Here is a 24,578-nt window from a genome sequence, read left to right as displayed (position 1 = left end):
TACAGCGCATTTATTTAGTTAAACATCAATTTAAACCACAAAACGAAGTAAATAGTTCATTTTTGATTCACATTTATGTAGCATGGCGCCCACATACTGAATGTCATACAAATGATTTTTCAGTTTTTATGCTTTAAAAGGAGATCACATGAAGTCTGAACTTCACTATATTATTGAACGAAACATCGCAACTAACCGCAAAGCCGTGATGAATTACAATTTACTAAAACAACAACAGCAAGATACTACGCCCGAGTCCCAAACAGCAGCCACCACAACCTCTGCATAAGCAAGCGCACAGATACCAAAAAGGAGGCTTTGCAGCCCCCTCTGGTATTTGTATTTACTTAGCTTTAATGACCGGATCTATTGCATGTAACGTTGGTGATAAATGAATCACGCCATCGGCTTGAGTATCCAAGGAAAGAATATTTGTCTTACTAATTCGATGACGATATATCTCGCGTAGATATTTCACCGCATTCTCCACATTTTTAAAGCCAAGACGAATATCGTTAATTGACACAAACTTATTTGAGTCTCCAATCAGCTCTCGATATTTTTTTTCATACATAGGCTTAATCGCATACCAATTCGTATCAAGAATTTTAGCCGGATTTTCAAACTCCCACAAAAATGCATGTAACTCTTCGGGCTTAAACTCATCTTCCATAATAAAGCGCAATATAGCTTGATCAATGTCGTCATTATAACGGAACTCATCTTTCGCAAAGCAGCGCTTAATATAAGCGACAACCAAGGTTAAAAAGTCATCACTCAAACATGGGCTTTTCGCAACCAGTGTCGTTAAGGACAAATTCGCTGAAGCCCCAATCACCAAGGCATAACGCTTTAAAGTAGTATTTGGAAACAACTTATTGATATGTACTTTTAATTTATTTAGGTCCATGAATGACAATTTATAGTCTTTCGGTAGAGAAATAATGGAAATCACCGACGAACAATGCTTGAAGAAGTGTAATTGATTTAACTGTTCTGCATCGTAGTGGCTATCTTGATATTTCTTTAATGACTGCTTATAACGTTGCGACTCAATCGGCAAAATACTAATGCCTTCGATGGCTTGCGTATCTTGATTGAAATGAGGAAGATCAATAGACCGAAAGAATAATTCATCAATATCTATATCATCATGTACTGCTTTGTTCACCACACTCTCAGCATAGGCAACGGCCACGGGACCCGCCATACTCATAAATAGATCATTGGCGTCTAAACGAACGGTTTCTGAAATATCAATCCCCGCTCGCCTAAAGTAATTTTCATCATAATCGGTTGTAACAGCTTGCGCAGTTAGAATATTAAAGATCTGCTGAGAGATATATTGGTTGGCGTGTTTCTCCATCGTATTGACATCAATATCTTTAGCAATGTCACTCTCGTCCTGTTCGACATAGCGCATAATATCGTTAGAAATCAACATCATTGAGTTCCATGGACGGATCCGCCGCATGACATCGTCTGGCGTATCAATGCTCTCTCGTTCAACGTTATAAGAAAAATCCCACTCTTCCGATAGATACTTACAAAGCAGACGTCCAGCATTAATATGTAAGGCTTCGGATACCTCAATACTATTACCTGAGATGTTTGGCAAAATACAGATACCGGAAGTAAAAATAGGCTCAAATACAAATGAGTCGCGCTTGTCTGGTTGATTTGATGGATTGACTTGATAATCAAACGTTTTACTAAGGTAGGAAAATTGTTGGGCTAAACCAAACTCAGAAGCCATGCCTGAGCCTGTGCCACCTCCCGCACTAAAAATATAAAAATACAAGCGTGACTGATTAGCTTTTATCCCACAAGAATCAACCAAATAAGAATGAATATGCCGCCAATCTTCGTTTCTAAAGCTTCCGGTGTCTTTGTTTAAAATGATTTTCGCAAGATATTGCCCTAGGATCGGTGCATTACCGGCACCACCCGCGTGCACCTCCGACAAATCCATTAACTGCAGCTTTTTATATTCGTCTAAAAACTGTTGACGACCTGACTGTGAGGAATACTTGATTCGGCCCGCGATATCCTTGTCTAAATCTCCGACTAATACTACTGGTTCAATTAAGAAAACAGGATTGTCTTCATTACCAGAATCAATCGGTAAATGATTTTTAATCCAGCGCATCGGCTTAAACTCTCGCTCCTGCGCCAACTGGTCTTGATACTCAATTTCTTTAAGATAATGCGTTCGAGAGTTGTATACTAAAGTGGCTACATCCAACGCGATATTTGAGCCACATCGGCCGAGGCCAATCAAGCAAACCGAGGGGAAGCTTTGCTCCAATATGTCTTTTTCTTCGGATAAATTGGGAAAGATATTTTGTCTCACCTTATCCAAGTTGCTCAAAATCTTTTCTAAGCTACTTTCCGTGTAATACAAATGTTCTATAGGCAGAGAATCCTTCATGATGCCTCCTTGTCGTTAGTCTATTGATTATTATATTTGCATCCGTGTACCCCATCGTTGTTGATCCGCTTGATAAAATCAAGTGATTCAGCTCGCTAACATCACTTATTGTGATATTAAGAATAAGTGATGTGACATTTGAAACTGAATGACTCGCATAAACCTCTTCGTGATACCCATCTAACTTATTATCGCTTCATTCTTGCTGACCTAAATAACCACTAACTGCGTGATGTATCGAGTCATTAGAGCCACTAGTTACTGCACTTAATGCCTCGTTATCGGCAGATTTATTCTGCGCAATAAGTTGATCATATAATGAATTAGATTGGTATGACTGGTCAGTCATACGATTCGAGACATAAAAAAAGCGCCCTTAGGCGCTTTATAAGATTAATAGAAATTACCAGCCGGTGACTTCACGTAAGGCTTTGCCAATATCAGCTAAACTTCGCACTGTTTTTACACCTGCATCTTCAAGAGCAGCAAATTTATCCGCTGCCGTTCCTTTACCACCGGCAATAATCGCACCGGCGTGGCCCATACGTTTACCAGGAGGCGCAGTAACACCCGCAATATAAGAAACAACGGGCTTGGTGACATTCGCTTTAATGTATGCGGCAGCTTCTTCTTCCGCGCTACCACCAATTTCACCGATCATCACGATGGCTTCCGTTTTAGCATCATTCTGAAACATTTCTAGAATGTCGATAAAGTTTGAACCTGGGATGGGGTCTCCGCCAATACCAACACAAGTTGACTGGCCAAAGCCCTCATCGGTAGTTTGCTTAACCGCTTCGTAAGTGAGCGTACCAGAGCGCGATACAATCCCCACTTTACCCGCTTTATGAATATGGCCAGGCATAATACCTATTTTACATTCATCAGGCGTAATTACACCCGGACAGTTAGGGCCAATCATACGCGCCCCAGCTTCATCTAACTTCACTTTTACTTCAAGCATATCCAAGGTTGGAATACCTTCGGTAATCGTAATGATGATTTTAATGCCAGCAGCAATCGCTTCTAAGATAGCGTCTTTACAAAATGGGGCTGGTACATAGATAACAGTTGCATCGGCGCCTGTTGCTTGTACGGCTTCACTTACAGTATTAAATACCGGTAGGCCTAAATGCGTTTGACCGCCTTTACCTGGTGATACTCCGCCAACCATTTGGGTTCCGTACTCTATCGCTTGCTCTGAGTGGAAAGTACCTTGTCCACCAGTGAAACCTTGACAGATTACTTTGGTATTTTTGTCGATTAAAATGCTCATTATTTGGCCTCCGCAGCTTTAACGACTTGCTCTGCAGCATCCGTTAAGCTGGTCGCTGCAATAATGTTAAGGCCAGACTCAGCCAAACGTTGGGTTCCTAATTCAGCGTTGTTGCCCTCAAGGCGAACGACCACCGGAACATTCACGCCAACTTCTTCAACCGCACCAATAATACCATCGGCAATTAAATCACAACGAACAATGCCACCGAAGATGTTTACCAGTACCGCTTTCACTTTGTCATCAGACAAAATAATCTTGAACGCCTCAGTAACCCGCTCTTTGGTCGCACCGCCGCCAACATCTAAGAAGTTAGCGGGTGAGCCGCCATGCAATTGCACGATATCCATGGTTCCCATCGCAAGACCAGCACCATTCACCATACAACCAATGCTACCATCAAGAGCGACATAATTAAGCTCCCATTGAGCAGCATGCGCCTCACGCTCGTCTTCTTGCGAAGCATCGTGCATTTCACGCAGTTTAGGCTGACGGTACATCGCGTTTGAATCGATATTAATTTTTCCATCGAGACAAATTAAGTCGCCACTACCAGTGACCACTAACGGGTTAATTTCTAGTAAGGCTAAATCGTGATCGGTAAACATGTCAGCCAAACCAATAAAGATTTTAGTAAATTGGCGAATTTGATTCCCAACTAAACCTAATTTAAATGCAAGCTCGCGGGCTTGATATGGCTGAGGCCCGACCAATGGGTCTATTGCCATTTGATGGATCAACTCAGGCGTTTCTTCGGCGACTTTTTCAATCTCCATACCACCTTCTGTTGAAGCCATAAAAACCACTCGACGAGAAGCGCGATCGACAACAGCACCTAAATATAGCTCATTGGCGATATCGGAAGCTTCTTCAACCAAAATTTTAGAGACTGGTTGACCATTCGCATCCGTTTGATAAGTGACTAAGTTTTTGCCTAACCACTGCTGCGCGAAAGCTTTGATCTCTTCTTTATCAGAAGTGACTTTTACGCCCCCTGCTTTACCACGTCCACCCGCGTGAACCTGACATTTTACAACCCAAGTTGAACCAGGGATTTTACCTGCAGCTTCAGCTGCTTCTTGTGGGGTATCGCAGGCGTAACCTTCTGGCACTGGCAAGCCATAATCGGCAAATAATTGCTTGGCCTGATATTCATGCAAATTCATGATGTTCTATCCATAGTGTTAGGGGATACATTAGAGGTGTAATACACCTTTCCGAAATAGGGCCTGAAGATCAGGCCCAAAACAAACTTGTGTTAAACGTCTAGCAACAGGCGAGTTGGGTCTTCGAGTAACTCTTTAATGGTGACTAAAAACCCAACCGACTCTTTTCCATCCACCAAACGATGATCATAAGACAATGCGAGGTACATCATTGGCAAAATTTCCACTTGCCCATTCACCGCCATTGGCCGATCTTGAATTTTATGCATCCCTAAAATAGCGCTTTGAGGTGGGTTAATAATTGGTGTAGACATCAATGAACCAAACACCCCGCCATTGGTAATTGTGAAATTTCCACCCATCAGCTCATCAACGGTTAACTTACCGTCACGGCCTTTAATCGCTAGTTCACGGATCCCTTTTTCGATATCTGCAACACTCAGCAAGTCACAGTCACGAAGGACTGGAGTAACCAAACCACGTGGCGTTGAAACGGCAATGCTCACATCAAAATAATTATGATAGACAATCTCGTCCCCATCGATTGATGCATTGACTTCTGGAAAACGTTTTAGAGCCTCAACCACGGCTTTCACATAAAACGACATAAATCCAAGTCGAATATCATGACGTTTTTCAAACACCTCTTGATATTGCTTGCGCAACTTCATGATCGGTTTCATGTTCACTTCATTAAACGTCGTTAACATCGCAGTGGTGTTTTTAGCTTCTAATAAACGTTCTGCCACACGTTTACGTAAACGTGTCATTGGCACGCGTTTTTGGCTGCGCGAGGATAATGGTGGTTGAGCGACAGCCGGAGCTTGAGCTTTAACAGCTTGAGGGGCTGATGCAGCTGCTGGCTTAGCGACATGCGCTTCAACATCTTCTTTAGTAATTCTCCCACTCGGGCCCGTTCCTTTAATTGCAGAGGCATCGAGGCCTTTTTCTGCCACCAAACGGCGAACTGAAGGAGAAAGCTCTTCGTTACTTTGTTTATTCTCTACGACCGTTTCTGCAGGTTTCGCTTCTTCACCTGCGACCGCGCCCGCTTTCATTTTACCAATTAATTGTTGACCTAATACCGTGGCCCCTTCGGCTTCGATAATTTCTTCAAGTACACCGTCTTCCATTGCTGGAACTTCAAGTACAACTTTGTCGGTCTCGATATCCACAATCACTTCATCACGCGCGACGGCATCACCGGGTTGCTTATGCCAAACTGCGATGGTTGCGTCAGCTACTGATTCGGGTAGGTCTGGCACTTTTATTTCAATGCTCATTAAGGCTTCCTTTAATTCTTAATTATTCAACGGTCAACGCATCAGTAACTAGGGCGCGTTGTTGTTTCAAGTGAAGGGACATGTAACCCACTGCTGGCGACGCCGAGGCTGGTCGTCCAGCGTAACGTAAATTTGCACCTGCTGGGATAACCGATTTGAAATTATGCTGGCTGCTATACCAAGCACCTTGATTAAGCGGCTCTTCCTGACACCAAACAAAACGTTCAACATGCTGATATTGCTCAAAAATCTGTTTCACATCTTGCTCTGGGAATGGGTACAATTGCTCAATCCGTATTAACGCAACATCTGTCTGTTCATTTTTACGACGCTGCTCGAGCAAATCATAGTAAACTTTACCTGAACACATGACAATTTGACGAACTTGGCTCGGATCCAGTTCATCCACCTCATCAATCGCGTTGCAGAACTGACCATTGGCGAGCTCATCCAGAGAAGACACCGCCAGAGGGTGACGCAGTAACGATTTAGGAGACATCACGACTAAAGGTCGACGCATCGGTCTGATTTGCTGACGACGCAACATATGATAAACCTGAGCGGGAGTAGAAGGCACACACACCTGCATGTTATGTTCAGCACACAACTGTAAGTAACGTTCTAAACGCGCAGATGAGTGTTCAGGACCCTGCCCCTCATAACCATGAGGTAATAACATCACTAAACCACACATCCGACCCCACTTTTGCTCACCAGAAGACAAGAACTGATCGATCACCACTTGTGCACCATTGGCAAAATCACCAAATTGAGCTTCCCAAATAACTAAGGTTGAGGGCTCTGCAGTGGTATAACCATACTCAAATGCGAGCACAGCCTCTTCCGATAATACCGAGTCAAATAAGGCCAGGTGCCCTTGCTGCTCAGATAGGTGCTTGAGTGGGATATAGGTAGAAGCGTCATTTTGGCTATGCAACACCGCATGGCGATGGAAGAAAGTACCACGACCAGAATCTTGTCCAGTAAATCGAATATTCTGCTTAGCGTCTAATAAACTGGCATATGCCAAGTTTTCAGCAAAGCCCCAATCAACCGCCTTCTCACCACGGCTCATTAAGATCCGGTCATCATTAATTTTCTTAACCCGCGGATGCAACTTGTGCGTTTCTGGTACAGTGGTTAATCGCTCACCCAAGCTATAAATATCCTCGATGGGTAAACTAGAATCGTAAGCCATATCCCATTCATGCCCAAGATATGGCCGCCAATCCACACTGTGCTGTGTCATCGGACGCCATTCTTCAACCACGCAATCGCCGTTATCCAATTGGTCACGGTATCCATTGACTAGCGCTGTCGCATCGGTGCTTTCAAGCTGTCCACGCTGTATTAACAAATCAGCATAAACTTTACGCGGCGTCGGATGTTTTTTGATTTGTTGATACATCAAAGGTTGAGTTGCGTTCGGTTCATCCGCTTCATTGTGACCATGACGACGGTAACAAACTAAATCAATCACCACATCACGTTTAAAAGTATTACGGTAGTCCAAAGCCATACGGCTAACAAAGGCAACGGCCTCAGGGTCGTCACCATTAACATGGAAAATAGGCGCCTGAACCATTTTTGCAATATCGGTACAATATTGGGTAGAACGCGTATCTCGAGGATTCGAGGTGGTAAAACCGACTTGGTTGTTTACCACAATACGCACTGTCCCTCCCACCTTAAAGCCACGCGCTTGCGACATATTAAAGGTTTCTTGCACCACACCTTGCCCAGCAATAGCCGAGTCACCATGAATGGTAATTGGTAAGCAGTTCTCGCCTTCCCGACGATCCTGTCGAGCTCGAACTGACCCCATCACCACCGGATTAACAATTTCCAGATGCGAAGGGTTAAATGCCAAAGACATATGAACTTTACCACCGGGGGTTTCAAAATCGGAGCTAAAACCTTGGTGATATTTAACATCCCCGGTGCCCCAACTTTCATCATGCTTACCGGCGAATTCATCAAACAATTCTGAAGGGTTTTTGCCTAGAACATTAACTAGAACGTTCAAGCGCCCTCGGTGAGCCATGCCCACAACCACTTCTTTAGTACCTTGGATCCCAGCAGAACGAACAATTTCCTTGAGCATCACTAATAGGCTATCGCCACCTTCAAGAGAAAATCGTTTAGCTCCGGGAAATTTCGCACCAAGATATTTCTCTAAACCTTCAGCGGCAGTTAAGCTTTTTAATAAGCGCAACCGATCCTCTTGAGTGAATTCACCCTGACCTTCAACAGATTCTAAACGACTTTGGATCCATCGTTTTTCTTCAGTGTCGGTAATGTGCATGTATTCCGCACCAATCGAACCACAATAGGTTTTGAGTAAAGATTTGTGCAGGTCTTTTAATGCCATCGTTTCTTTACCAATAGCATAAGAACCAACATTGAAGGTTTCTTCAAAATCAGCGCTATCTAGGGCATGAAACTCTGGAGATAAATCGGCTACACGCTCTTGCTGCCATAAACCGAGTGGATCAAGTTGAGCATGCTGATGGCCACGAAAACGATAGGCGTTAATCAATTGCAGTACTTTAACTTGCTTGGCACTATGCTGAGGGTCTTCAACCGGTGAGCTAAAGCGTGAATTATCTTTAGCTAAACGGCGGAAATAATCACGGATTGGAGCGTGGGGGGTGTCTTCGACTGCACCGTTGACTGCAGGGAGCTCTGAAAATACTGCCTGCCATTGTTCAGATACAGATGAAGGGTCTTCTAAAAATGCCTCATAAAGATCTTCGACATAGGTCGAATTAGCACCAGCTAAATGCGAGGAATCTAGCCAGGCTTTCATTACGCCATTTTGCATTTAAACGCTATCCCTTTCTTTTTGCGTCATATTAGACTTTGTAGGGTTTGATAAAAAAATAGCCATTCTACCGAGGTAAAATGGCTATTTAGAACCAGTTAATTAAAAATTAACTATATTACTAAACAGCCCGTTTGATCAGCATCGACTTAATGTGACCAATCGCTTTTGTAGGGTTTAATCCCTTAGGACAAACACTTACACAATTCATAATGCCATGGCAACGAAAAACGCTAAAAGCATCATCTAATTCTGATAAACGTTCATCAGTCGCCGTATCTCGACTGTCTGCCAACCAACGATAAGCGGCAAGCAAACCCGCTGGACCAACAAACTTATCAGGGTTCCACCAAAATGAAGGACAAGCCGTAGAACAGCAAGCACAGAGAATACACTCATACATACCATCCAATTTTTCACGTTCTTCAGGGCTCTGCAAATTTTCGCGAGCCGGAGGCATTTTCTGTTCGCTGATTAAATAGGGTTTAATACGGGCATAATTATCATAAAACTGTCCCATATCGACAACTAAGTCACGAACAACAGGCAAGCCAGGTAACGGGCGTATCACAATATCACCTTTACCTAATAAATCTGACAAAGGCGTGATGCAGGCTAAACCATTTTTGCCGTTCATGTTAAGCCCATCTGAACCACACACGCCTTCTCGACAAGAACGTCGAAATGCAATGCTAGGATCTTGTTCTTTCAGCTGAATTAATGCATCCAGCACCATCATATCAGAGCCTTCAGGGACCTCAAGATGATATGACTTCATATGGGGTTTTGTATCTGTTTCTGGATTATAGCGGTACAAAGAAAAGTTAACGTTCATTGCCGCCTCCTAATAAGTGCGAATTTTAGGTTCAAAAGCTTCACGTAGATTGGGTGACATATTCACCTCTCTACGTCCCATAGTTTCAGTGCTCGGTTCAAATATAGAGTGGCATAACCATTGTGCGTCATCACGCTCGGGGTAATCGAACCGGCTATGAGCACCACGACTCTCGGTACGGAAATTAGCCGCATGAGCAGTCGCAATAGCGGTTGCCATCAAATTATCTAACTCTAAGCACTCAACCCGCTGGGTATTGAAGTCTACCGATTTATCATCGAGGCGAGCGTTTTCCAAACGTTTACGGATCTCTTGCAGCTCTTTTAAACCTTCGGCCATTGACTCGCCTTCACGGAACACCGAAAAATTAAGTTGCATGCATTGCTGCAAGTCTTTACGAATTTGCACTGGATCTTCACCATCATGGCTCGAATTTTCCCAGCGATTATAACGCTGCATTGCCGCTTCCAGATCTGCTTCTGAAGCATCAGCCATATCGATATCTCGGCTCAGGTATTCACCCAAGAATTTACCCGCAGCGCGGCCAAATACCACTAAGTCGAGTAAAGAGTTACCTCCGAGGCGGTTTGCACCGTGAACCGATACACAGGCGATTTCGCCAACCGCAAATAAACCATTTACGATTTGATCTTCACCTTTGTCATTTTGCCTAATCGCTTGACCATTCACGTTACAAGGAATGCCACCCATCTGATAATGACAGGTTGGGATCACTGGAATGGGTTCCTTCACAGGATCTACGTGTGCAAATGTACGAGACAATTCACAGATCCCTGGCAAACGACTTTCTAAGACTTGCTCACCCAAATGATCCAACTTCAACTTAAGATGTGGACCCCAGGGGCCATCACAGCCACGGCCTTCACGAATTTCGGTCATCATTGAACGAGCAACCACATCTCGACCAGCCAAGTCTTTCGCGTTAGGCGCGTAACGCTCCATAAAACGTTCGCCGTCTTTATTGAGCAGGTAACCGCCTTCACCACGGCAACCTTCTGTAACCAAAACCCCCGCGCCAGCAATGCCTGTGGGATGGAATTGCCACATTTCCATATCTTGAATTGGTACGCCTGCTCGTAGCGCCATACCCACACCATCACCGGTATTAATATGTGCATTGGTCGTTGAGGCAAAAATTCGTCCAGCCCCACCAGTCGCTAATACGGTTGCTTTCGCTTTGAAATAAACGACTTCACCACTTTCGATATCCATGGCTGTACAACCCACCACATCGCCATCAGCATTCTTCACTAAATCCAATGCGTACCATTCGGAAAAAATCGTCGTCTTATTTTTTACATTCTGTTGGTAAAGCGTGTGTAATAAAGCATGACCAGTTCGGTCTGCGGCAGCGGCTGTCCGTGCAGCTTGCTCACCACCAAACTCTTTCGACTGACCACCAAAAGGACGTTGATAAATGGAGCCATCATCAAAACGAGAAAACGGTAAGCCCATCTTCTCTAGTTCAATGACCACTTCCGGTCCGACATTACACATATATTCGATCGCATCTTGGTCACCGATATAATCAGAGCCCTTTACGGTGTCGTACATATGCCATTGCCAGTTATCTTTATGCGAATTGCCTAAAGCAACTGTAATTCCACCCTGAGCTGATACAGTATGAGAACGTGTCGGAAATACCTTAGAAATAAGAGCGCAAGACTTGCCCTCTTTAGAAATTTGTAAAGCTGCGCGCATACCCGCGCCGCCTGCGCCGACCACTACGGCGTCGAATTCTCTGATAGAAATGGCCACTCGACCTACCCCCAAATAATGAACAAGCCACTAGCAACATAAATAAGCGCTAGTACTGTTAAAGAAAACTGCAGACCCATTCGTAATGCTGTAAATTTCACGTAATCGGTCAAAACTTGCCATAAACCAATCCAAGCATGTATCAGCATGGAAATGAGTGCTAGCAAAGTGAATACCTTAGTTGGGAGCCAAGCAAAAAAACCACTCCATGATTGGTAAGTCACGTCGGTACACGCAATGAAACCAAGCATATAGAGGGTATATAAAGTTAAGATGATGGCGGTTGCGCGAATGAGTATAAAATCATGTACTCCGCTCCGGCCAAATGTTGCAGCATTAGTTACCATACAATTACTCCCATTAACAACGCCAATACAGCGGTGATGATGAATGAGACTTTAGCGCTAGAAGATGCTGTATCTAGCTCTTCCCAATAGCCCATATCCATAATGAAATGACGTATTCCACCAACAATGTGATACATCAACGCACTTAGGCTCGCCCATAGAATCAATTTCACAAAGAAATTGTCAATGATGGACAAAACATTCGCAAAACCTTCTGCCGATTGAAGGGATTCGGCAAGCAGGCCTAACAAAATAGCTAAGGCGAAAAAGGTAATCACACCGGAAACACGATGCAAAATAGATGCAATGGCAGTGATGGGAAGTTGGATGGTTTGTAGGTCGAGGTTTACTGGTCTTTGTTTTGTTTTCACGGTTCTCTGCCCACTCAGTTCCTAGAGTTTTATTATGATGATAAAGTTAGGCTCAGTATAGGGCATTGAGTTGCGATAATGTTAATTTTGTGAACTTAAGCTCTAAAACTAGACTAAAGTCTAAAAAATACATTTCCATTGTGCAAAAAATGCTCGTGCCAGCGCCATACTTCGCAAGAATTATAACGCCCACATAACACAAATACAATTAACATTTCCTTCATTTAGCTATTTCAATGCAACTAAACAGCCGAATTAAAGCTAAATATTAACACATCCGACACAAACAACCACAAATCATAACAACAGCCAATTGACAATTGAAGTCATTCTAGGTCAGAATGTACCTCGCTTTGTATCCAAAAAAATTAATACAATTAGAATAAGCAAGGGAGACATGCTATGGCTGATAAGAAAGCCACCCTCAAGCTGCCAGGACAAGATGCATACGAAATGCCCATCATGTCAGGTACCGCAGGACACGACGTAATAGATGTTCGAACTCTAGGTTCGAAAGGTTATTTTACTTTCGATCCAGGCTTTTTAGCGACTGCTTCATGCGAGTCAAAAATCACCTATATCGACGGTGAAAAAGGCATTTTGTTACATCGGGGTTACTCGATAGAAGAATTAGCAAAACATGCCGATTACCTTGAAGTTTGTTACATTTTATTGTTCGGTGAACGACCAAACGTTGAGCAATACGAAAGATTTAAGACAACTGTTACCCGCCATACCATGGTGCATGAACAATTAATCCACTTTTTCCAAGGATTTCGTCGTGACTCTCATCCCATGGCAATCATGGTCGGTGTTGTTGGTGCGCTATCTGCGTTTTATCATGATTCTATGGATATCACGAATGTGCGTCACCGTGAAATTGCGGCCTACCGTTTGATCTCTAAAATGCCAACCCTCGCGGCAATGAGCTACAAATATTCAGCAGGCCAACCTTTTGTCTATCCTCGTAACGATTTGAGCTACGCTGCAAACTTTCTCAATATGATGTTCTCGGTACCAACTGAAGAATATAAAGTGAGTCCAGTGGTAGAACGTGCGATGGATCGGATATTTACGCTGCATGCCGATCATGAACAAAATGCCTCGACTTCAACGGTCCGTTTGGCAGGTTCTTCTGGGGCCAATCCATTTGCTTGCATCGCAGCAGGTATTGCCTGTTTATGGGGTCCCGCTCATGGCGGTGCTAACGAAGCCTGTCTCAATATGCTAGAAGAAATCGGTTCGGTTGATCGCATTCCAGAGTTTCTTAAACGCGCGAAAGACAAAAATGATCCATTCCGCCTGATGGGCTTCGGTCATCGCGTCTACAAAAACTACGATCCTCGAGCCACCGTAATGCGCGAAAGCTGCCATGAAGTTCTCAATGAATTAAACATTGATGATCCACTATTAGATGTGGCGATGGAGTTGGAACGTATTGCACTATCCGACCCTTACTTTAAAGAGAAGAAGTTGTTCCCCAACGTCGACTTTTACTCAGGCATCGTACTGAAAGCGATTGGTATTCCTGTGAGCATGTTTACCGTGATTTTCGCACTTTCTCGTACCGTGGGTTGGATCGCCCATTGGAAAGAAATGATGGAAGAAGATACTCAACGGATTGGTCGACCTCGCCAGCTTTATACTGGTGAGCCTCAACGACCGTTTAAGTAAGTTGTTATTTTAGTCTAATCAATATACACAAAAATCCGAGACCCAGTTCTCGGATTTTTTATTCGAATCAAAGACCAAATATGTTTAGCTGGCCTTACTTCCCCACTGAAAACTACCGTTCGCCAAGAACTGAACCACCTCGTTACGCTTTTTTCCTATCAACAGAGCGCCATCATCCATAAATAAGAAGTTTTTCCAACAACGTTGAAATGTGCTCCATGTCGTTTCAATAATATGACGTTGATCGTTACAGTAATAAACCACAGTGTTGTCTTGCCATTGTAAATGCGTGACTAATTCTTCAGGAAGACTCGCTTGTTCACTGTCCCAAACATTCTCCCAGTTCCCTTGTCCTTGCCAAGTTTCGATACTGAAAGCCCAATCTCCCTTACGAAAAAAATCAGGATGATCAACTTGCTTACTGACTAACTCTTTCCACAGCATACTCGCCCTAGTTTCAGTCATTGGTTTTATCGCAATAGCATCTTGCTCGCTAATCGGCATATCGGCTCGACTAAAGATCCACGATTTTTTATGTTCAGTTAAAGAAATGTAATTCATAATAATTCTAATTAATAAATGAAATCACTCAATCAGTCTAAAGACTTAATTGAAGAGCACTTTAGCTTAAATAAGGCTCTGACTTTTTCAAGATCTTCCGGAGTATCAACCCCGTGTGCCGGCGTTTCTAAAGCCCTTGCCATTTTTATCTTGTAGCCATGCCACAATACTCGCAACTGTTCTAACTTTTCCATTTTTTCCAGAGGAGAAGGCGACAGCTGTATATATTCATCCACGAAATGAGCCCGATAAGCATAAATTCCAATATGCCTTGAATAAAGATCAGCTTGCCACTGACCATCCCGTTCAAAAGGGATCGGGGCGCGGCTAAAATAGAGAGCGTGATTATCCTTGTCACACACCACCTTGACCACGTTTGGATCATGAATGTCAGTGTCTTCAAGAATAGGCACTGAAAGGCTAGCCATTTTTACTGCTGGTGCGTCTTCTAATAAGCCAGCTACCTGAGCAATCACCTTCGGTGGGATCATTGGCTCATCCCCCTGAACATTAACCACGATAGTATCGGCGGCAAACGCTAAACGCTGACATACTTCGGCTAAACGTTCAGTGCCCGACTCATGGCTCTGGGCCGTGAGTACGACCTCGGCTTGAAAGGACTCTGCGACATCAACAATTCGTTGGTCATCAGTAGCAATCACGACTCGTTCGGCACCTGACAATAAAGCTTGCTGATAAACTCGCTCGATCATGGTTTTACCAGCAATATCTTGCAAAGGTTTAGCTGGTAGTCGAGTTGACTGATAACGCGCCGGAATCACCACGACAAACTTCATTGCGGTAACTCATTTAAAGACATCTCACGGGCTTCACTGGTTAATAACACCGGAATAGCGTCTTTTATGGGATAAGCAAGGCGATCAAACTTACAGACTAATTCGTTGTTTGGTTTATCATAATGAAGCTTACCTTTACACAAAGGGCAAGCGACTATTTCAAGTAAATTATGTTCGACTGACATTGGTTTTTTCCTGTAATAAAGAGAAAAAGTGCTGATAAAATGCAGCTGGCAGCACACTATCTACAGGCAAATAATACCAATCAGTACCTGCCGTATGGCGATATTTTATCGCATCTTTTTCCGTCATAATCAGTGTTTTATTAAACAGTTCACGTTGTTGTTGCAAAGTTAAGGGTCGGTGGTCATCTAAAGCCATATGCTCTATTGCATGAATCCCTAAAGGGATAAGCGATGAAAAAAAGCGTTGGGGATTACCAATCCCCGCGAGCGCAAGATCTACCGTAGATAAGTTTTGCACCACCGAATCATCCATTACTTTTCGAATTGCAGAAGCCTGCAAGCTTAAAATGTAACTCTCCGCCGAGAATGCTGGCTCCCCATTGCTAATCACAATATCGGTGCGAGCTAAACGCGAAGCTGGTTCTCGTAACGGACCTGCCGGTAAACACAAGCCATTCCCCAAACCACGTTGCGCATCAATTACGGCAATTTCAATATCTCGCGCTAAGGCATAATGTTGCATGCCATCATCACAAATAATAAGGTCAACGCCAGCTTGCAAAATAGCATGGCAAGCACGACTTCGGTTTGGGTCCACCATCACCGGACATCGACTACGCAAATAAATCAGTAAAGGCTCATCACCACAATGTTCGCTGTCGCTTGAGGCATCGACTTGAAAAGGATAATGTGGAGCCTTGGCCCCATACCCTCGGCTCACCACACCAGGTTTGAAGCCATGCTTTTTTGCAGCTTCCACTAAGGCCAGTACAACCGGTGTTTTGCCATTCCCTCCAACGCTAATATTCCCCACGACCACCACCGGTACGGGACAAACATATTGACCCAGCCATCCTTGCTGATAAGCCAAACGACGCAGCCTCGCAATGAAGCGAAATAGATAACTGAATAGCAGCAATGGGACAATTTTAAACCAGTGCTGCTTAGCGCTTTGGTACCAAAACTTCACTATTTTTGGCCAAATTGAATTTGATGTAACTGATAATAGGTCCCTTTTAAAGCCATAAGCTCGGAGTGACTACCTTGTTCTACAATACATCCCTCATCAATCACCACAATGATGTCGGCATTCTCAATGGTGGAAAGGCGATGCGCAATCACAATCGCAGTCCTGTCAGAGCATACGCGATCGATGGCTTGTTGGATTTTACGTTCTGATTCAGTATCTAAAGCTGAGGTGGCCTCATCGAGGATCAGCACCGGGGCATCTTTTAACAAGGCACGAGCAATGGCAATGCGCTGTCGTTGTCCACCAGATAACATCACCCCTTTTTCGCCAATGATGGTATCGTAACCTTCTTCAAATTGATCAACAAAGGCGCTTACGTTAGCCATCTCGGCCACCCGCTCTATTTCTTCTCGAGTAGCATCATCTTTGGCGTAACCAATATTTTCGGCGATAGTACCACTAAATAAGTGAACCATTTGAGACACTTGAGAAAACTGGTCACGTAAATTCTTCAACTCATAGTCTTGCAATAAACGTCCATCTAAAGTGATTTCACCAGCCGTAACTTCATAAAACTTGGGTAACAAACTGGCAATGGTGCTTTTACCACTGCCCGAACGCCCGACCAAAGCAACGGTTTGGCCCGCTTGAATCGTTAAATCGATCCCTTTGAGTACTAATTCGTTTTTAGTCGGGTACTTAAAGTTCACTTGCTTTAAACAAATGTCGCCTTGCGCCCGTTTGGTTTTGTAGCTGCCTGTATCGGATTCAGTATTCATATCCATGACCGTAAACAGACTAGTACAAGCCGCCATCGCACGTTGCACATCATTGTTCAACTGAGTCACCACCCTTAACGGCTTTAACAACATCATCATCGAGGTGACAATAATCGTAAACGTACCCGGCGTTAATTTGTCAACTAACTCAGGAAATGACGCCACATATAGCACAACGGATAAACCAATCGAGGCAATAAATTGAATAGCAGGGTTGGCAATGGCGCTGACCGTTGCCATTTTCATTTGCTGGCGACGGATCATATTACTGGCATGATCAAAGCGCTGTGCTTCTTTGTTCTGGCCACCAAAAGACAAAATTTCACGATGGCCATTCAACATTTGTTCGGTAGTGGTGGTCACATTACCGACAGCGTGTTGTAAATGAGTGCTAATTTTACGAAAACGACGACTAACGAGATTAATTGCAAAACCAACTGGTGGACCAATCAAGAAAAAGATCAGGGATAACTGCCAGCTGTTATAAAACATTAAGCACAGCAAACCGATAATGGTAGCGCCTTCTCGAACTAGATTCACCAAACTAGCGGTGGCAGCAGTACTCACTTGGTTCGAATCATAAGTAATTTTTGAGAGTAAGCTCCCCGTTGGGTTTTTATCAAAAAATGACACTGGCATGAGCATCAGATGATTAAAAATCTGTCGCTGGATTTTCATCACCAAATGGCCACCCACCCAAGACATACCGTAACCGCTAGCAAAACCACATATTCCCCGCAATAACACAATACCGAGAACAAAAATCGGCATATAGGTTAATACTGCAGGGTTACTGCCAGACAATCCCTCATCGATTAACGGTTTAATTGAATAAACAAACATAGTATCTACCGCGCCGTAACCAATCATGCCAATAACGGCAACAATCAAGCCAATTTTGCGGTCTTTCACATAGCCTAATAAACGGATAAAGTTAGCTTTTGTATCAGTAGCTGTATCTGGAATCATAAGAACAGAGTTATTCCATCGGAAAAATTGCCTTAGTTTAGCGGTTTATAGACAAATCACCAACTGATGATTTTTTGGTACCAAGGGCTAAATAATTTATCTCGCTGCGAGCTAATTTGATATGAACGGTCATCGATTTTAATGTTTATCGCGCCCACCTTGCCGGTTATGAATTGCTGGCTTGCCGCATATCGTTGTGTCACTTGAGGTTTGGGGAAACCAAAACGGTTAAAAGCAGCACTGCTGTGAATGACTATTTCGGGTTTAAATTGCTGAACAAATGCCTCAGAAGAAGAACTATTGCTGCCATGATGAGGGCTAAGCAACATGGTGACGGGCGCCGTAAACTGGCTCAGTAATTCAACTTCAATCACTTGTTCAATGTCTCCAGGAAGTAATAAACTATAATGTCCATCATCGATTCTCAGCACACAAGAACCATTATTACCCTCCCCTCGCTCAGCCAACCAAAACTGAAGTCGCAGTTTTTTCCATTGATGAACCCCCATACAATTCGCCTCAGGCAAACGCGGATCTCTACCATAATAGCGCTTCGCTTCCGGATAATGCTGTTCCAGAACAAATCGCCCACCGGCATGATCGTTATCTCCATGACTAAACACCAACCAAGGAAGTCGATTCACCGATTGGTCAACCAACAAAGGAATGGTGACACTTTGCGCATAACTAAAGCCACTTCGGTAGCGAGGACCACTGTCATAAATCAGCGCTTCATCTTGCTGAATAACCACCACCGATAGGCCTTGTCCAACATCTAATACTATGATTTGCCACGAGTCGTCTGGAGCAAGAGATGACGGCCAAACAGGTACGAACATGAGCAAGCTTAGCCAAGCCAGATGGACTTGCCTCCTAAACAAACCAAAGGCCCAAACATAAGCAGCAAACAATAACAGCATAGCAATAGTAAAACGCGGTAAATGAAAGCTAAGTAACTGCCACTGATTTAAAGCCATCAAACTTTGATGGAAGAGACCAAAAACATCATTGAGTAAATCGGCCCACCAGTCAGCCAATGGTAAACCGACGATATATAGAACAAATAATGCCATGACCGCAGGTACCAAAAGCACGCTAAACAGTGGTACCGCAATAAGATTGACCAACAGCGCACAACTCGGAATCACACCAAACATCAAGACTTGAAGCGGCATCAAGATGATACCAACCATCAACTGAATAAATACCAACATCATTAGTTTGTGACTGGGACCGCACCACAGTGCCAGTAATACCACCACAACGGCGGCAAACGACAACCACAGACTGTTGCCATACATACTAAATGGCCATAGCGTTAAAATAATAAATAAACTGATCAGCACCCCGTGCCAAGCTCGCCGCCGATTGAACAATCCAATACTTATAATAACGCAGCTGTACATCAACAACGCACGTAACATCGGCAGTTGCCAATTGGCTAACCAACAATAAAACCCGCAACACATTAAACTCAGCGTCAAGGACCACAACCGTTCCTGCCGACGCATCAGCAAAAACAACAAATTAGCCATATACCATGACCACAACGCCACGATGCCAAGGTGTAAGCCGGATAATACAAATAGATGACTCAGACCCGATTGGCGATACAACTGCATATGCTGGTGATTCAAGCTGCGCTTATCCCCTACCATCAACGCGAGGATCTCGCCGCCGTATTCAAGGCCTTGTAATTGCTGGTTGAGAAAGCCAAGCCATCGCTCCCGACTAGAGCTTTCCGCCTGCGCAATGCGAAGCGACAATACCGAACCTCGGGCGATAATCGACTGGGAAACCAACCAACGGGCATAATTAAAACCCGCAGGATTTAAACTAGCAAACGCTGGTTTTAAACGCGCCCCAACATCAATGGTCTGCCCAGCAAGCACGATCTGCGATCGGTCACTAAGCTTAGACTGATACAATACCAACTTAGGCCGCCACCACAGCCAACTAGAGCGTCCATCTAACTGATGTATTTCTAAAGTAATTTTTTGACCATAAACGTTATTTTGAACTGCCAACACCTGACCAATTATGCTAGAGTTGTGCGCTTTTTGATGGATGCTCTCAATCCAAGATTGATAATATAGCGCATGGCTAGTTATCCAGCAGATCCCGAATACGAGGCCTGCTAAAAAATATCTTCGCCGCCAAAACAAAGCAAATAGAGCGATGTAGCAACTATACAACGATGGTATGCTAAGTAAATTAGCCCATAATAACGATGATGTCATAGCTAGCAAACTTGCTAGTAAAAATGCATTCATGTGCGATAAAAAGTTTATTGTCAATAACAAACTATATGCCAAAAAAAACCTTACAACGATTTATTCCAAAAACTGAAGATTTAAAATCCAGTAAACATCTCAAGTTTTTTGGTCAGTGGCTTCATAACCCAAACCTATGGCATCTCAATCGTCGCTCTGCGGCTGGCGCATTTGCAGTCGGTTTATTTGTTGCGTTTGTCCCTTTACCATCACAAATGGTGATTGCGGCTGCATTGGCAATCATGTTTCGGGTGAATTTACCTTTATCGGTTGCCTTAGTATGGGTATCCAACCCCTTAACCATCCCACCGATCTTTTATCTTTGCTATTTAGTGGGCGCAAGCATATTGCAGCAACCTATTGAGTACTATCATTTTAAATTTTCATGGCATAGTATCGAGCATTTGATAGCCACTATTGGCCCGGCATTTTTGTTAGGTTGTCTTGTTTGTTCAATCTTCTTTTCAGCACTCGGCTATTTTTCAATTAATGCTGCTTGGCGTTACTCGGTCAGACGACGCTATAAAAAACGTCGATAAACAAACCTTGATGCGGTGAAGGTGAATTGAACTTTGAAGCGCTTGTGTCACTTGTTGGATATGCGAACACTTTTGTGTATGAAAAAGAGCTACCTCGGGACCCGAAGAAGTCACAAAAAGTAATTTATACGGTTGCTCACGAAACACAATGAAAAGACTTATAGCATAGGGTCTCCTCACCTCAAATCGTTCACAGTGCTTCAGCCTTAAGCAAGTTCTTGCGCTGGTTTAACTCGAGCCGCCTGCCATGCAGGCCAAATCGTGGCAAAAATACTCAGTAGCAAAGCTGCGCACACCACTGCAATGACATCACGCCATAGTAACTGAGTGGGTAAAAAATCAATAAAGTAGATATCTGCCGACAACAGACTGTGACCCAGTATACTTTCGACAACAGCAGCCAACTTAGGAAGTCCTAAACTGCCTAAGATCCCCAATATTGCCCCCCAACAACAGCCGATCACGCCATTGTATGAACCATAAACAATAAAGCTTCTCACCAAACTTGCATCGGTGGCCCCCATTGTTTTCAAAATGGCGATATCCCCTCTTTTTTCACTCACCGCCAAGATCAGTGTGGAAATGATATTAAAACTTGCCACTGCAACAATCAGCAACATAATTGCATACATGATTGTTCTAACCAACTGAATATCTTGATATAAATAGCCATGCTGGCGAGTCCAACTTTTAATATACACTAGTTGGGGAAACCCTTTGGCGACTAAGCGAACCACGCGGTCTGCATCAAGCGGATCCACTAAGCGCAAACTGATGCCAGATACCCCATCTTGCCATTGCATCAACTTTTGGGCATAAGCTAAGTTAATGAAAGCCAGCTGATTATCTAACTGACCACCAGCATTCATTAAGCCAACCACCTTAACTCTAACTCGCTGGGGCGCGCTCAAATGCTGACGGGTTCCAGCTTTAGGTAATAATAGCGTCACCGGATCACCTACGCTAACCTCGAGTAAACGGGCAATACCGGCACCCAACACAACTTGTGGCAGATCCGACTGTAACGCTTGCCACGCATCGTCTCCAATATACTGATGTAAGTCCGTCACCGTGCGTTCAATAGCGGGATCGATCCCTTTCAAGGCAATCGCTTTCATCTTCCTCCCTTTTTGCGCTAAGGCGCTCAGCGTCACGTAAGGTGCTGCACCTAAAACTTCGGAGTGTCTGGTTGCTTGGGTCAGCAAATCTTGATGATCAACCAGCGGCGGATTAACGGCTTCTAATTCGCCATGACTCACGATGCCCAAAAACCGATCCCGAAGTTCCCGCTCGAAGCCGTTCATCACCGATAAACCGATAATGAGTACTGCGACACCCAGTACAATCCCTAAAGTGGAAGAACGGGAGATAAAGGAAATAAACCCATTACTATGTTTAGCGCGGTGGTAACGCAAACCAATTAAAATCGATAAAGGAAGCCGCATCGTTACTGCGCCTCTTCACTAAAGTTGCCATCTTGCATAAAGGCTTGACGATTAAATTTGGCAGCTAAAGCTAAATCATGAGTCACAACCACGAAGGCGGTGCCCAAATCTTGGTTGAGCTCCAAGATTAATTGGTAAATTGCGTCGGAGCTATGGCTATCCAAATTCCCCGTAGGCTCATCTGCCAACACCAAACGAGGCTGGTTCACCAGAGCTCGTGCAATCGCCGTTCGTTGACGCTCCCCTCCCGATAACTCGGCGGGTCGATGTGCTAATCGATGCCCCAAACCCACTCTGTCTAATAACTTTTGGGCCTTAGCCATCGCAACTTTTTTTGTCTCACCGGCGATCAATAGCGGCATTGCCACATTCTCTAAGGCTGAAAATTCTCCTAATAGGTGATGAAATTGATAAATAAACCCTAGTTTTTGATTACGCAACTTAGCAAGCTGTTTGGAATTCATTTGGTTAAGCGCTTGATTATCAATACTAACTTCGCCCTGATTAGCATCATCCAGGCCGCCCAAAATATGCAACAAAGTACTTTTACCGGAACCGGAACTTCCCACAATAGCCACCGCTTCACCGGGATATACAGTGAAATCGACGCCATGTAATACTTCAGTAAATTGGCTACCATCTTGATAAGTTTTAACAATATTTGTTGCCACTAAAACGGGCTGAGCTGTTTGCTCACTCATAACGAAGTGCCTCTGCGGGTAAAATTTTGCTGGCGCGCCAAGCAGGATAAATGGTTGCTAAAATACTTAATAACATTGCAACCACCGTAATAAAGATGATTTGCTCACTACGTTGCAATACTGGTAAACCTGCACCACCGAGACTCGCGGCGAAATTCAAGCCAATGGCAGACATCACGCCGTTAATATGATGACTTAAAAGCCAGCCTGCGAAAGCACCAACCCCCGCACCAATACAACCGCTCCAGGCACCTTGAACCATAAATACCAAAACGACTTTCTGTTGCGTCAAACCTAGAGTTTGTAAGATCGCAACGTCACTGCGTTTTTCTCCAACCATCATCACCAGACTAGATAAGATATTGAAGGCAGCCACCGCAATAATTAAACAAAACAACATCCCCATCATGTTTTTTTCCATCTTAACCGCAGCAAATAATTCACCATAAAAACGCCGCCAATCTTGATATTGAATACCTTGTTGATCCAAGGCAACACTGAGAGACTCGATCTGGAAAGGGTCATCGAGGAAGAGTCGCTGTTGGCTCACCGCTGCCACAGAACTTCGCAACAGCCGAGCACTATCATCGATATTCACCAGAACAAACTGCTTATCAACTTCTGCTGCAAACTCAAAAATACCGGAGACCACAAAATTACGTTGTGAAGGCATTTCACCAAGTGGCGTGAATAGCACCCGGTCGGTTGCCATCAAACGAATGCTATCGCCTAAACGAACGCCAAGCGCATTTGCGACACCAATCCCGATGACCACCTTGTAAGAACCTGGCTTAAGACTATCCAGCTCGCCGATTAACAAATGTTGTCGCAATAAATCAATGTCGGCCTGTTGCTTAGGATCAATTCCTTGCAACGTTACCGCCGTCAGTTGATGACTGCTTTGCAAAACAACTTCACTTAGCACTAAGGGCGAATGAGGGAACTTAGCTAAAAACGGCGGTAGTTCAACTTGCTGGCTAAACGTAAGATGAGGGACCAAGTTTAAAATACGTTGTTTGAGTTGATTCTCAAAACCGTTCATCACTGAAATGACGGTGATCAATGCCGCCACGCCAAGCGTAATTCCTAGCGTTGAAAACCAACTCACAAATGATGCAAAACGTTGCTGTTTGGCTCCTCGAGAGAAGCGCCATGCTATAAAGCCAATCAAATTCATCGAGGCTAAGGTCATCCGTAGGCGAAAAAACGCGGTCATCATACCGCGCCCATGATCCGTCAACAAGTGACAGCCCAAGCTTAATCCGGTAAAACATAAAGATAATTAGTTTATTTGCATTCCATGACACAACTTGTTGTAATTTCTACCTCAACTAGGCTTTATGCATGCTTTTATGGAATAACTTCGCCGCGTG

21 protein-coding genes are annotated in these 24,578 nt (G+C 43.9%); 3 read left to right on the top strand and 18 right to left on the bottom strand.

The window, feature by feature from the left end; genetic code table 11:
• The first annotated feature begins 148 nt into the window (after positions 1-148).
• Complete coding sequence (locus tag ACRRS1_RS09570) at positions 149-289, top strand: hypothetical protein (protein ID WP_432453397.1); 141 nt, start codon at positions 149-151, stop codon at positions 287-289.
• Between the two features lie 54 nt (positions 290-343).
• On the opposite strand, the gene ACRRS1_RS09565 is transcribed toward ACRRS1_RS09570, so the two are convergent.
• The 9 genes from ACRRS1_RS09565 to sdhC form a co-directional block, all read right to left on the bottom strand.
• Positions 344-2,431 (bottom strand): hypothetical protein, encoded by a 2,088-nt coding sequence (locus ACRRS1_RS09565; protein WP_432453398.1) that lies wholly within the window; start codon positions 2,429-2,431, stop codon positions 344-346.
• A gap of 403 nt (positions 2,432-2,834) precedes the next feature.
• Complete coding sequence (sucD, locus tag ACRRS1_RS09560; RefSeq protein WP_432459220.1) at positions 2,835-3,707, bottom strand: succinate--CoA ligase subunit alpha; 873 nt, start codon at positions 3,705-3,707, stop codon at positions 2,835-2,837.
• The gene (gene sucC / locus ACRRS1_RS09555; protein WP_432453400.1) at positions 3,707-4,873 is read right to left on the bottom strand and encodes an ADP-forming succinate--CoA ligase subunit beta; all 1,167 of its coding nucleotides are present in this window, start codon (positions 4,871-4,873) and stop codon (positions 3,707-3,709) included. Before sucC ends, sucD begins: the two co-directional genes overlap by 1 nt.
• A 92-nt stretch (positions 4,874-4,965) precedes the next feature.
• A complete protein-coding gene (odhB, locus tag ACRRS1_RS09550; protein WP_432453401.1) occupies positions 4,966-6,156 on the bottom strand; it encodes a 2-oxoglutarate dehydrogenase complex dihydrolipoyllysine-residue succinyltransferase in 1,191 nt (396 codons plus the stop codon).
• A 22-nt stretch (positions 6,157-6,178) separates the two neighbouring features.
• Complete coding sequence (gene sucA / locus ACRRS1_RS09545; RefSeq protein WP_432453402.1) at positions 6,179-8,980, bottom strand: 2-oxoglutarate dehydrogenase E1 component; 2,802 nt, start codon at positions 8,978-8,980, stop codon at positions 6,179-6,181.
• Positions 8,981-9,101: 121 nt separating this feature from the next.
• Entirely contained in the window at positions 9,102-9,815 is a 714-nt protein-coding gene (locus ACRRS1_RS09540) for a succinate dehydrogenase iron-sulfur subunit (RefSeq protein ID WP_432453403.1), read from the bottom strand.
• 9 nt (positions 9,816-9,824) lie between these two features.
• Entirely contained in the window at positions 9,825-11,594 is a 1,770-nt protein-coding gene (gene sdhA / locus ACRRS1_RS09535; protein WP_432453404.1) for a succinate dehydrogenase flavoprotein subunit, read from the bottom strand.
• Between the two features lie 5 nt (positions 11,595-11,599).
• A complete protein-coding gene (sdhD, locus tag ACRRS1_RS09530) occupies positions 11,600-11,941 on the bottom strand; it encodes a succinate dehydrogenase, hydrophobic membrane anchor protein (protein WP_432453405.1) in 342 nt (113 codons plus the stop codon).
• Positions 11,935-12,312, bottom strand: a complete 378-nt coding sequence (gene sdhC / locus ACRRS1_RS09525) for a succinate dehydrogenase cytochrome b556 subunit (RefSeq protein WP_432453406.1) — start codon at positions 12,310-12,312, stop codon at positions 11,935-11,937. Before sdhC ends, sdhD begins: the two co-directional genes overlap by 7 nt.
• Positions 12,313-12,714: 402 nt before the next feature.
• On the opposite strand from sdhC, the gene gltA reads away from it, so the two are divergent.
• Positions 12,715-13,986 carry a citrate synthase gene (gltA, locus tag ACRRS1_RS09520; protein WP_432453407.1) on the top strand — a complete coding sequence of 424 codons (1,272 nt, stop codon included), beginning with the start codon at positions 12,715-12,717 and terminating at the stop codon, positions 13,984-13,986.
• 84 nt (positions 13,987-14,070) lie between these two features.
• Here the strand turns inward: gltA and ACRRS1_RS09515 are convergent, their stop codons facing one another.
• Genes ACRRS1_RS09515 through ACRRS1_RS09490 form a run of 6 tightly spaced genes read right to left on the bottom strand, consistent with a single transcriptional unit; the run spans position 14,071 to position 20,487 of the window.
• Positions 14,071-14,547: a DUF2947 family protein gene (locus ACRRS1_RS09515; RefSeq protein WP_432453408.1), complete on the bottom strand. Its 477-nt coding sequence runs from the start codon at positions 14,545-14,547 to the stop codon at positions 14,071-14,073.
• Between the two features lie 32 nt (positions 14,548-14,579).
• Positions 14,580-15,344 (bottom strand): 3-deoxy-manno-octulosonate cytidylyltransferase, encoded by a 765-nt coding sequence (gene kdsB / locus ACRRS1_RS09510; RefSeq protein WP_432463058.1) that lies wholly within the window; start codon positions 15,342-15,344, stop codon positions 14,580-14,582.
• Positions 15,341-15,529, bottom strand: coding sequence for a Trm112 family protein (locus ACRRS1_RS09505; protein WP_432453410.1), 189 nt, complete (start codon positions 15,527-15,529; stop codon positions 15,341-15,343). The genes kdsB and ACRRS1_RS09505 overlap by 4 nt, the downstream gene beginning before the upstream one ends.
• The gene (lpxK, locus tag ACRRS1_RS09500; RefSeq protein WP_432453411.1) at positions 15,513-16,499 is read right to left on the bottom strand and encodes a tetraacyldisaccharide 4'-kinase; all 987 of its coding nucleotides are present in this window, start codon (positions 16,497-16,499) and stop codon (positions 15,513-15,515) included. Before lpxK ends, ACRRS1_RS09505 begins: the two co-directional genes overlap by 17 nt.
• Positions 16,499-18,247, bottom strand: coding sequence for a lipid A export permease/ATP-binding protein MsbA (msbA, locus tag ACRRS1_RS09495; protein ID WP_432459216.1), 1,749 nt, complete (start codon positions 18,245-18,247; stop codon positions 16,499-16,501). The genes lpxK and msbA overlap by 1 nt, the downstream gene beginning before the upstream one ends.
• A gap of 56 nt (positions 18,248-18,303) precedes the next feature.
• On the bottom strand, positions 18,304-20,487 hold the full coding sequence (locus ACRRS1_RS09490) for a DNA internalization-related competence protein ComEC/Rec2 (protein WP_432459214.1): 2,184 nt from the start codon (positions 20,485-20,487) through the stop codon (positions 18,304-18,306).
• Positions 20,488-20,555: 68 nt separating this feature from the next.
• On the opposite strand from ACRRS1_RS09490, the gene ACRRS1_RS09485 reads away from it, so the two are divergent.
• Positions 20,556-21,059: a DUF2062 domain-containing protein gene (locus tag ACRRS1_RS09485; protein WP_432453414.1), complete on the top strand. Its 504-nt coding sequence runs from the start codon at positions 20,556-20,558 to the stop codon at positions 21,057-21,059.
• A 206-nt stretch (positions 21,060-21,265) separates the two neighbouring features.
• Here the strand turns inward: ACRRS1_RS09485 and lolE are convergent, their stop codons facing one another.
• From lolE to ACRRS1_RS09470, 3 genes are read right to left on the bottom strand one after another with little or no spacing between them, the layout of a single operon-like run.
• Complete coding sequence (lolE, locus tag ACRRS1_RS09480) at positions 21,266-22,504, bottom strand: lipoprotein-releasing ABC transporter permease subunit LolE (protein WP_432453415.1); 1,239 nt, start codon at positions 22,502-22,504, stop codon at positions 21,266-21,268.
• A 2-nt stretch (positions 22,505-22,506) separates the two neighbouring features.
• Positions 22,507-23,205: a lipoprotein-releasing ABC transporter ATP-binding protein LolD gene (gene lolD, locus ACRRS1_RS09475; RefSeq protein ID WP_432453416.1), complete on the bottom strand. Its 699-nt coding sequence runs from the start codon at positions 23,203-23,205 to the stop codon at positions 22,507-22,509.
• Positions 23,198-24,424: a lipoprotein-releasing ABC transporter permease subunit gene (locus ACRRS1_RS09470; protein ID WP_432453417.1), complete on the bottom strand. Its 1,227-nt coding sequence runs from the start codon at positions 24,422-24,424 to the stop codon at positions 23,198-23,200. Before ACRRS1_RS09470 ends, lolD begins: the two co-directional genes overlap by 8 nt.
• Between the last annotated feature and the right edge of the window lie 154 nt (positions 24,425-24,578).

It is taken from the genome of Agarivorans sp. Z349TD_8 (genome assembly GCF_050870825.2).
Classification (GTDB): domain Bacteria; phylum Pseudomonadota; class Gammaproteobacteria; order Enterobacterales; family Celerinatantimonadaceae; genus Agarivorans.
The sequence above is the reverse complement of the archived record's forward strand: the minus strand, read 5'-3'. Positions and strand labels throughout refer to the sequence as shown.

What these genes read in the sequence shown, in the direction of transcription:
- ACRRS1_RS09565 (WP_432453398.1), bottom strand. Translation starts at nt 2,431, where the DNA reads ATGAAGGATTCTCTGCCTATAGAACATTTGTATTACACGGAAAGTAGC.
- ACRRS1_RS09540 (WP_432453403.1), bottom strand. Translation starts at nt 9,815, where the DNA reads ATGAACGTTAACTTTTCTTTGTACCGCTATAATCCAGAAACAGATACA.
- gltA (WP_432453407.1), top strand. Translation starts at nt 12,715, where the DNA reads ATGGCTGATAAGAAAGCCACCCTCAAGCTGCCAGGACAAGATGCATAC.
- ACRRS1_RS09505 (WP_432453410.1), bottom strand. Translation starts at nt 15,529, where the DNA reads ATGTCAGTCGAACATAATTTACTTGAAATAGTCGCTTGCCCTTTGTGT.
- ACRRS1_RS09470 (WP_432453417.1), bottom strand. Translation starts at nt 24,424, where the DNA reads ATGATGACCGCGTTTTTTCGCCTACGGATGACCTTAGCCTCGATGAAT.
- sdhD (WP_432453405.1), bottom strand. Translation starts at nt 11,941, where the DNA reads ATGGTAACTAATGCTGCAACATTTGGCCGGAGCGGAGTACATGATTTT.
- sucA (WP_432453402.1), bottom strand. Translation starts at nt 8,980, where the DNA reads ATGCAAAATGGCGTAATGAAAGCCTGGCTAGATTCCTCGCATTTAGCT.
- odhB (WP_432453401.1), bottom strand. Translation starts at nt 6,156, where the DNA reads ATGAGCATTGAAATAAAAGTGCCAGACCTACCCGAATCAGTAGCTGAC.
- ACRRS1_RS09570 (WP_432453397.1), top strand. Translation starts at nt 149, where the DNA reads ATGAAGTCTGAACTTCACTATATTATTGAACGAAACATCGCAACTAAC.
- kdsB (WP_432463058.1), bottom strand. Translation starts at nt 15,344, where the DNA reads ATGAAGTTTGTCGTGGTGATTCCGGCGCGTTATCAGTCAACTCGACTA.
- sucC (WP_432453400.1), bottom strand. Translation starts at nt 4,873, where the DNA reads ATGAATTTGCATGAATATCAGGCCAAGCAATTATTTGCCGATTATGGC.
- ACRRS1_RS09485 (WP_432453414.1), top strand. Translation starts at nt 20,556, where the DNA reads ATGCCAAAAAAAACCTTACAACGATTTATTCCAAAAACTGAAGATTTA.
- ACRRS1_RS09515 (WP_432453408.1), bottom strand. Translation starts at nt 14,547, where the DNA reads ATGAATTACATTTCTTTAACTGAACATAAAAAATCGTGGATCTTTAGT.
- msbA (WP_432459216.1), bottom strand. Translation starts at nt 18,247, where the DNA reads ATGATTCCAGATACAGCTACTGATACAAAAGCTAACTTTATCCGTTTA.
- lolE (WP_432453415.1), bottom strand. Translation starts at nt 22,504, where the DNA reads ATGCGGCTTCCTTTATCGATTTTAATTGGTTTGCGTTACCACCGCGCT.
- ACRRS1_RS09490 (WP_432459214.1), bottom strand. Translation starts at nt 20,487, where the DNA reads ATGACATCATCGTTATTATGGGCTAATTTACTTAGCATACCATCGTTG.
- sucD (WP_432459220.1), bottom strand. Translation starts at nt 3,707, where the DNA reads ATGAGCATTTTAATCGACAAAAATACCAAAGTAATCTGTCAAGGTTTC.
- lolD (WP_432453416.1), bottom strand. Translation starts at nt 23,205, where the DNA reads ATGAGTGAGCAAACAGCTCAGCCCGTTTTAGTGGCAACAAATATTGTT.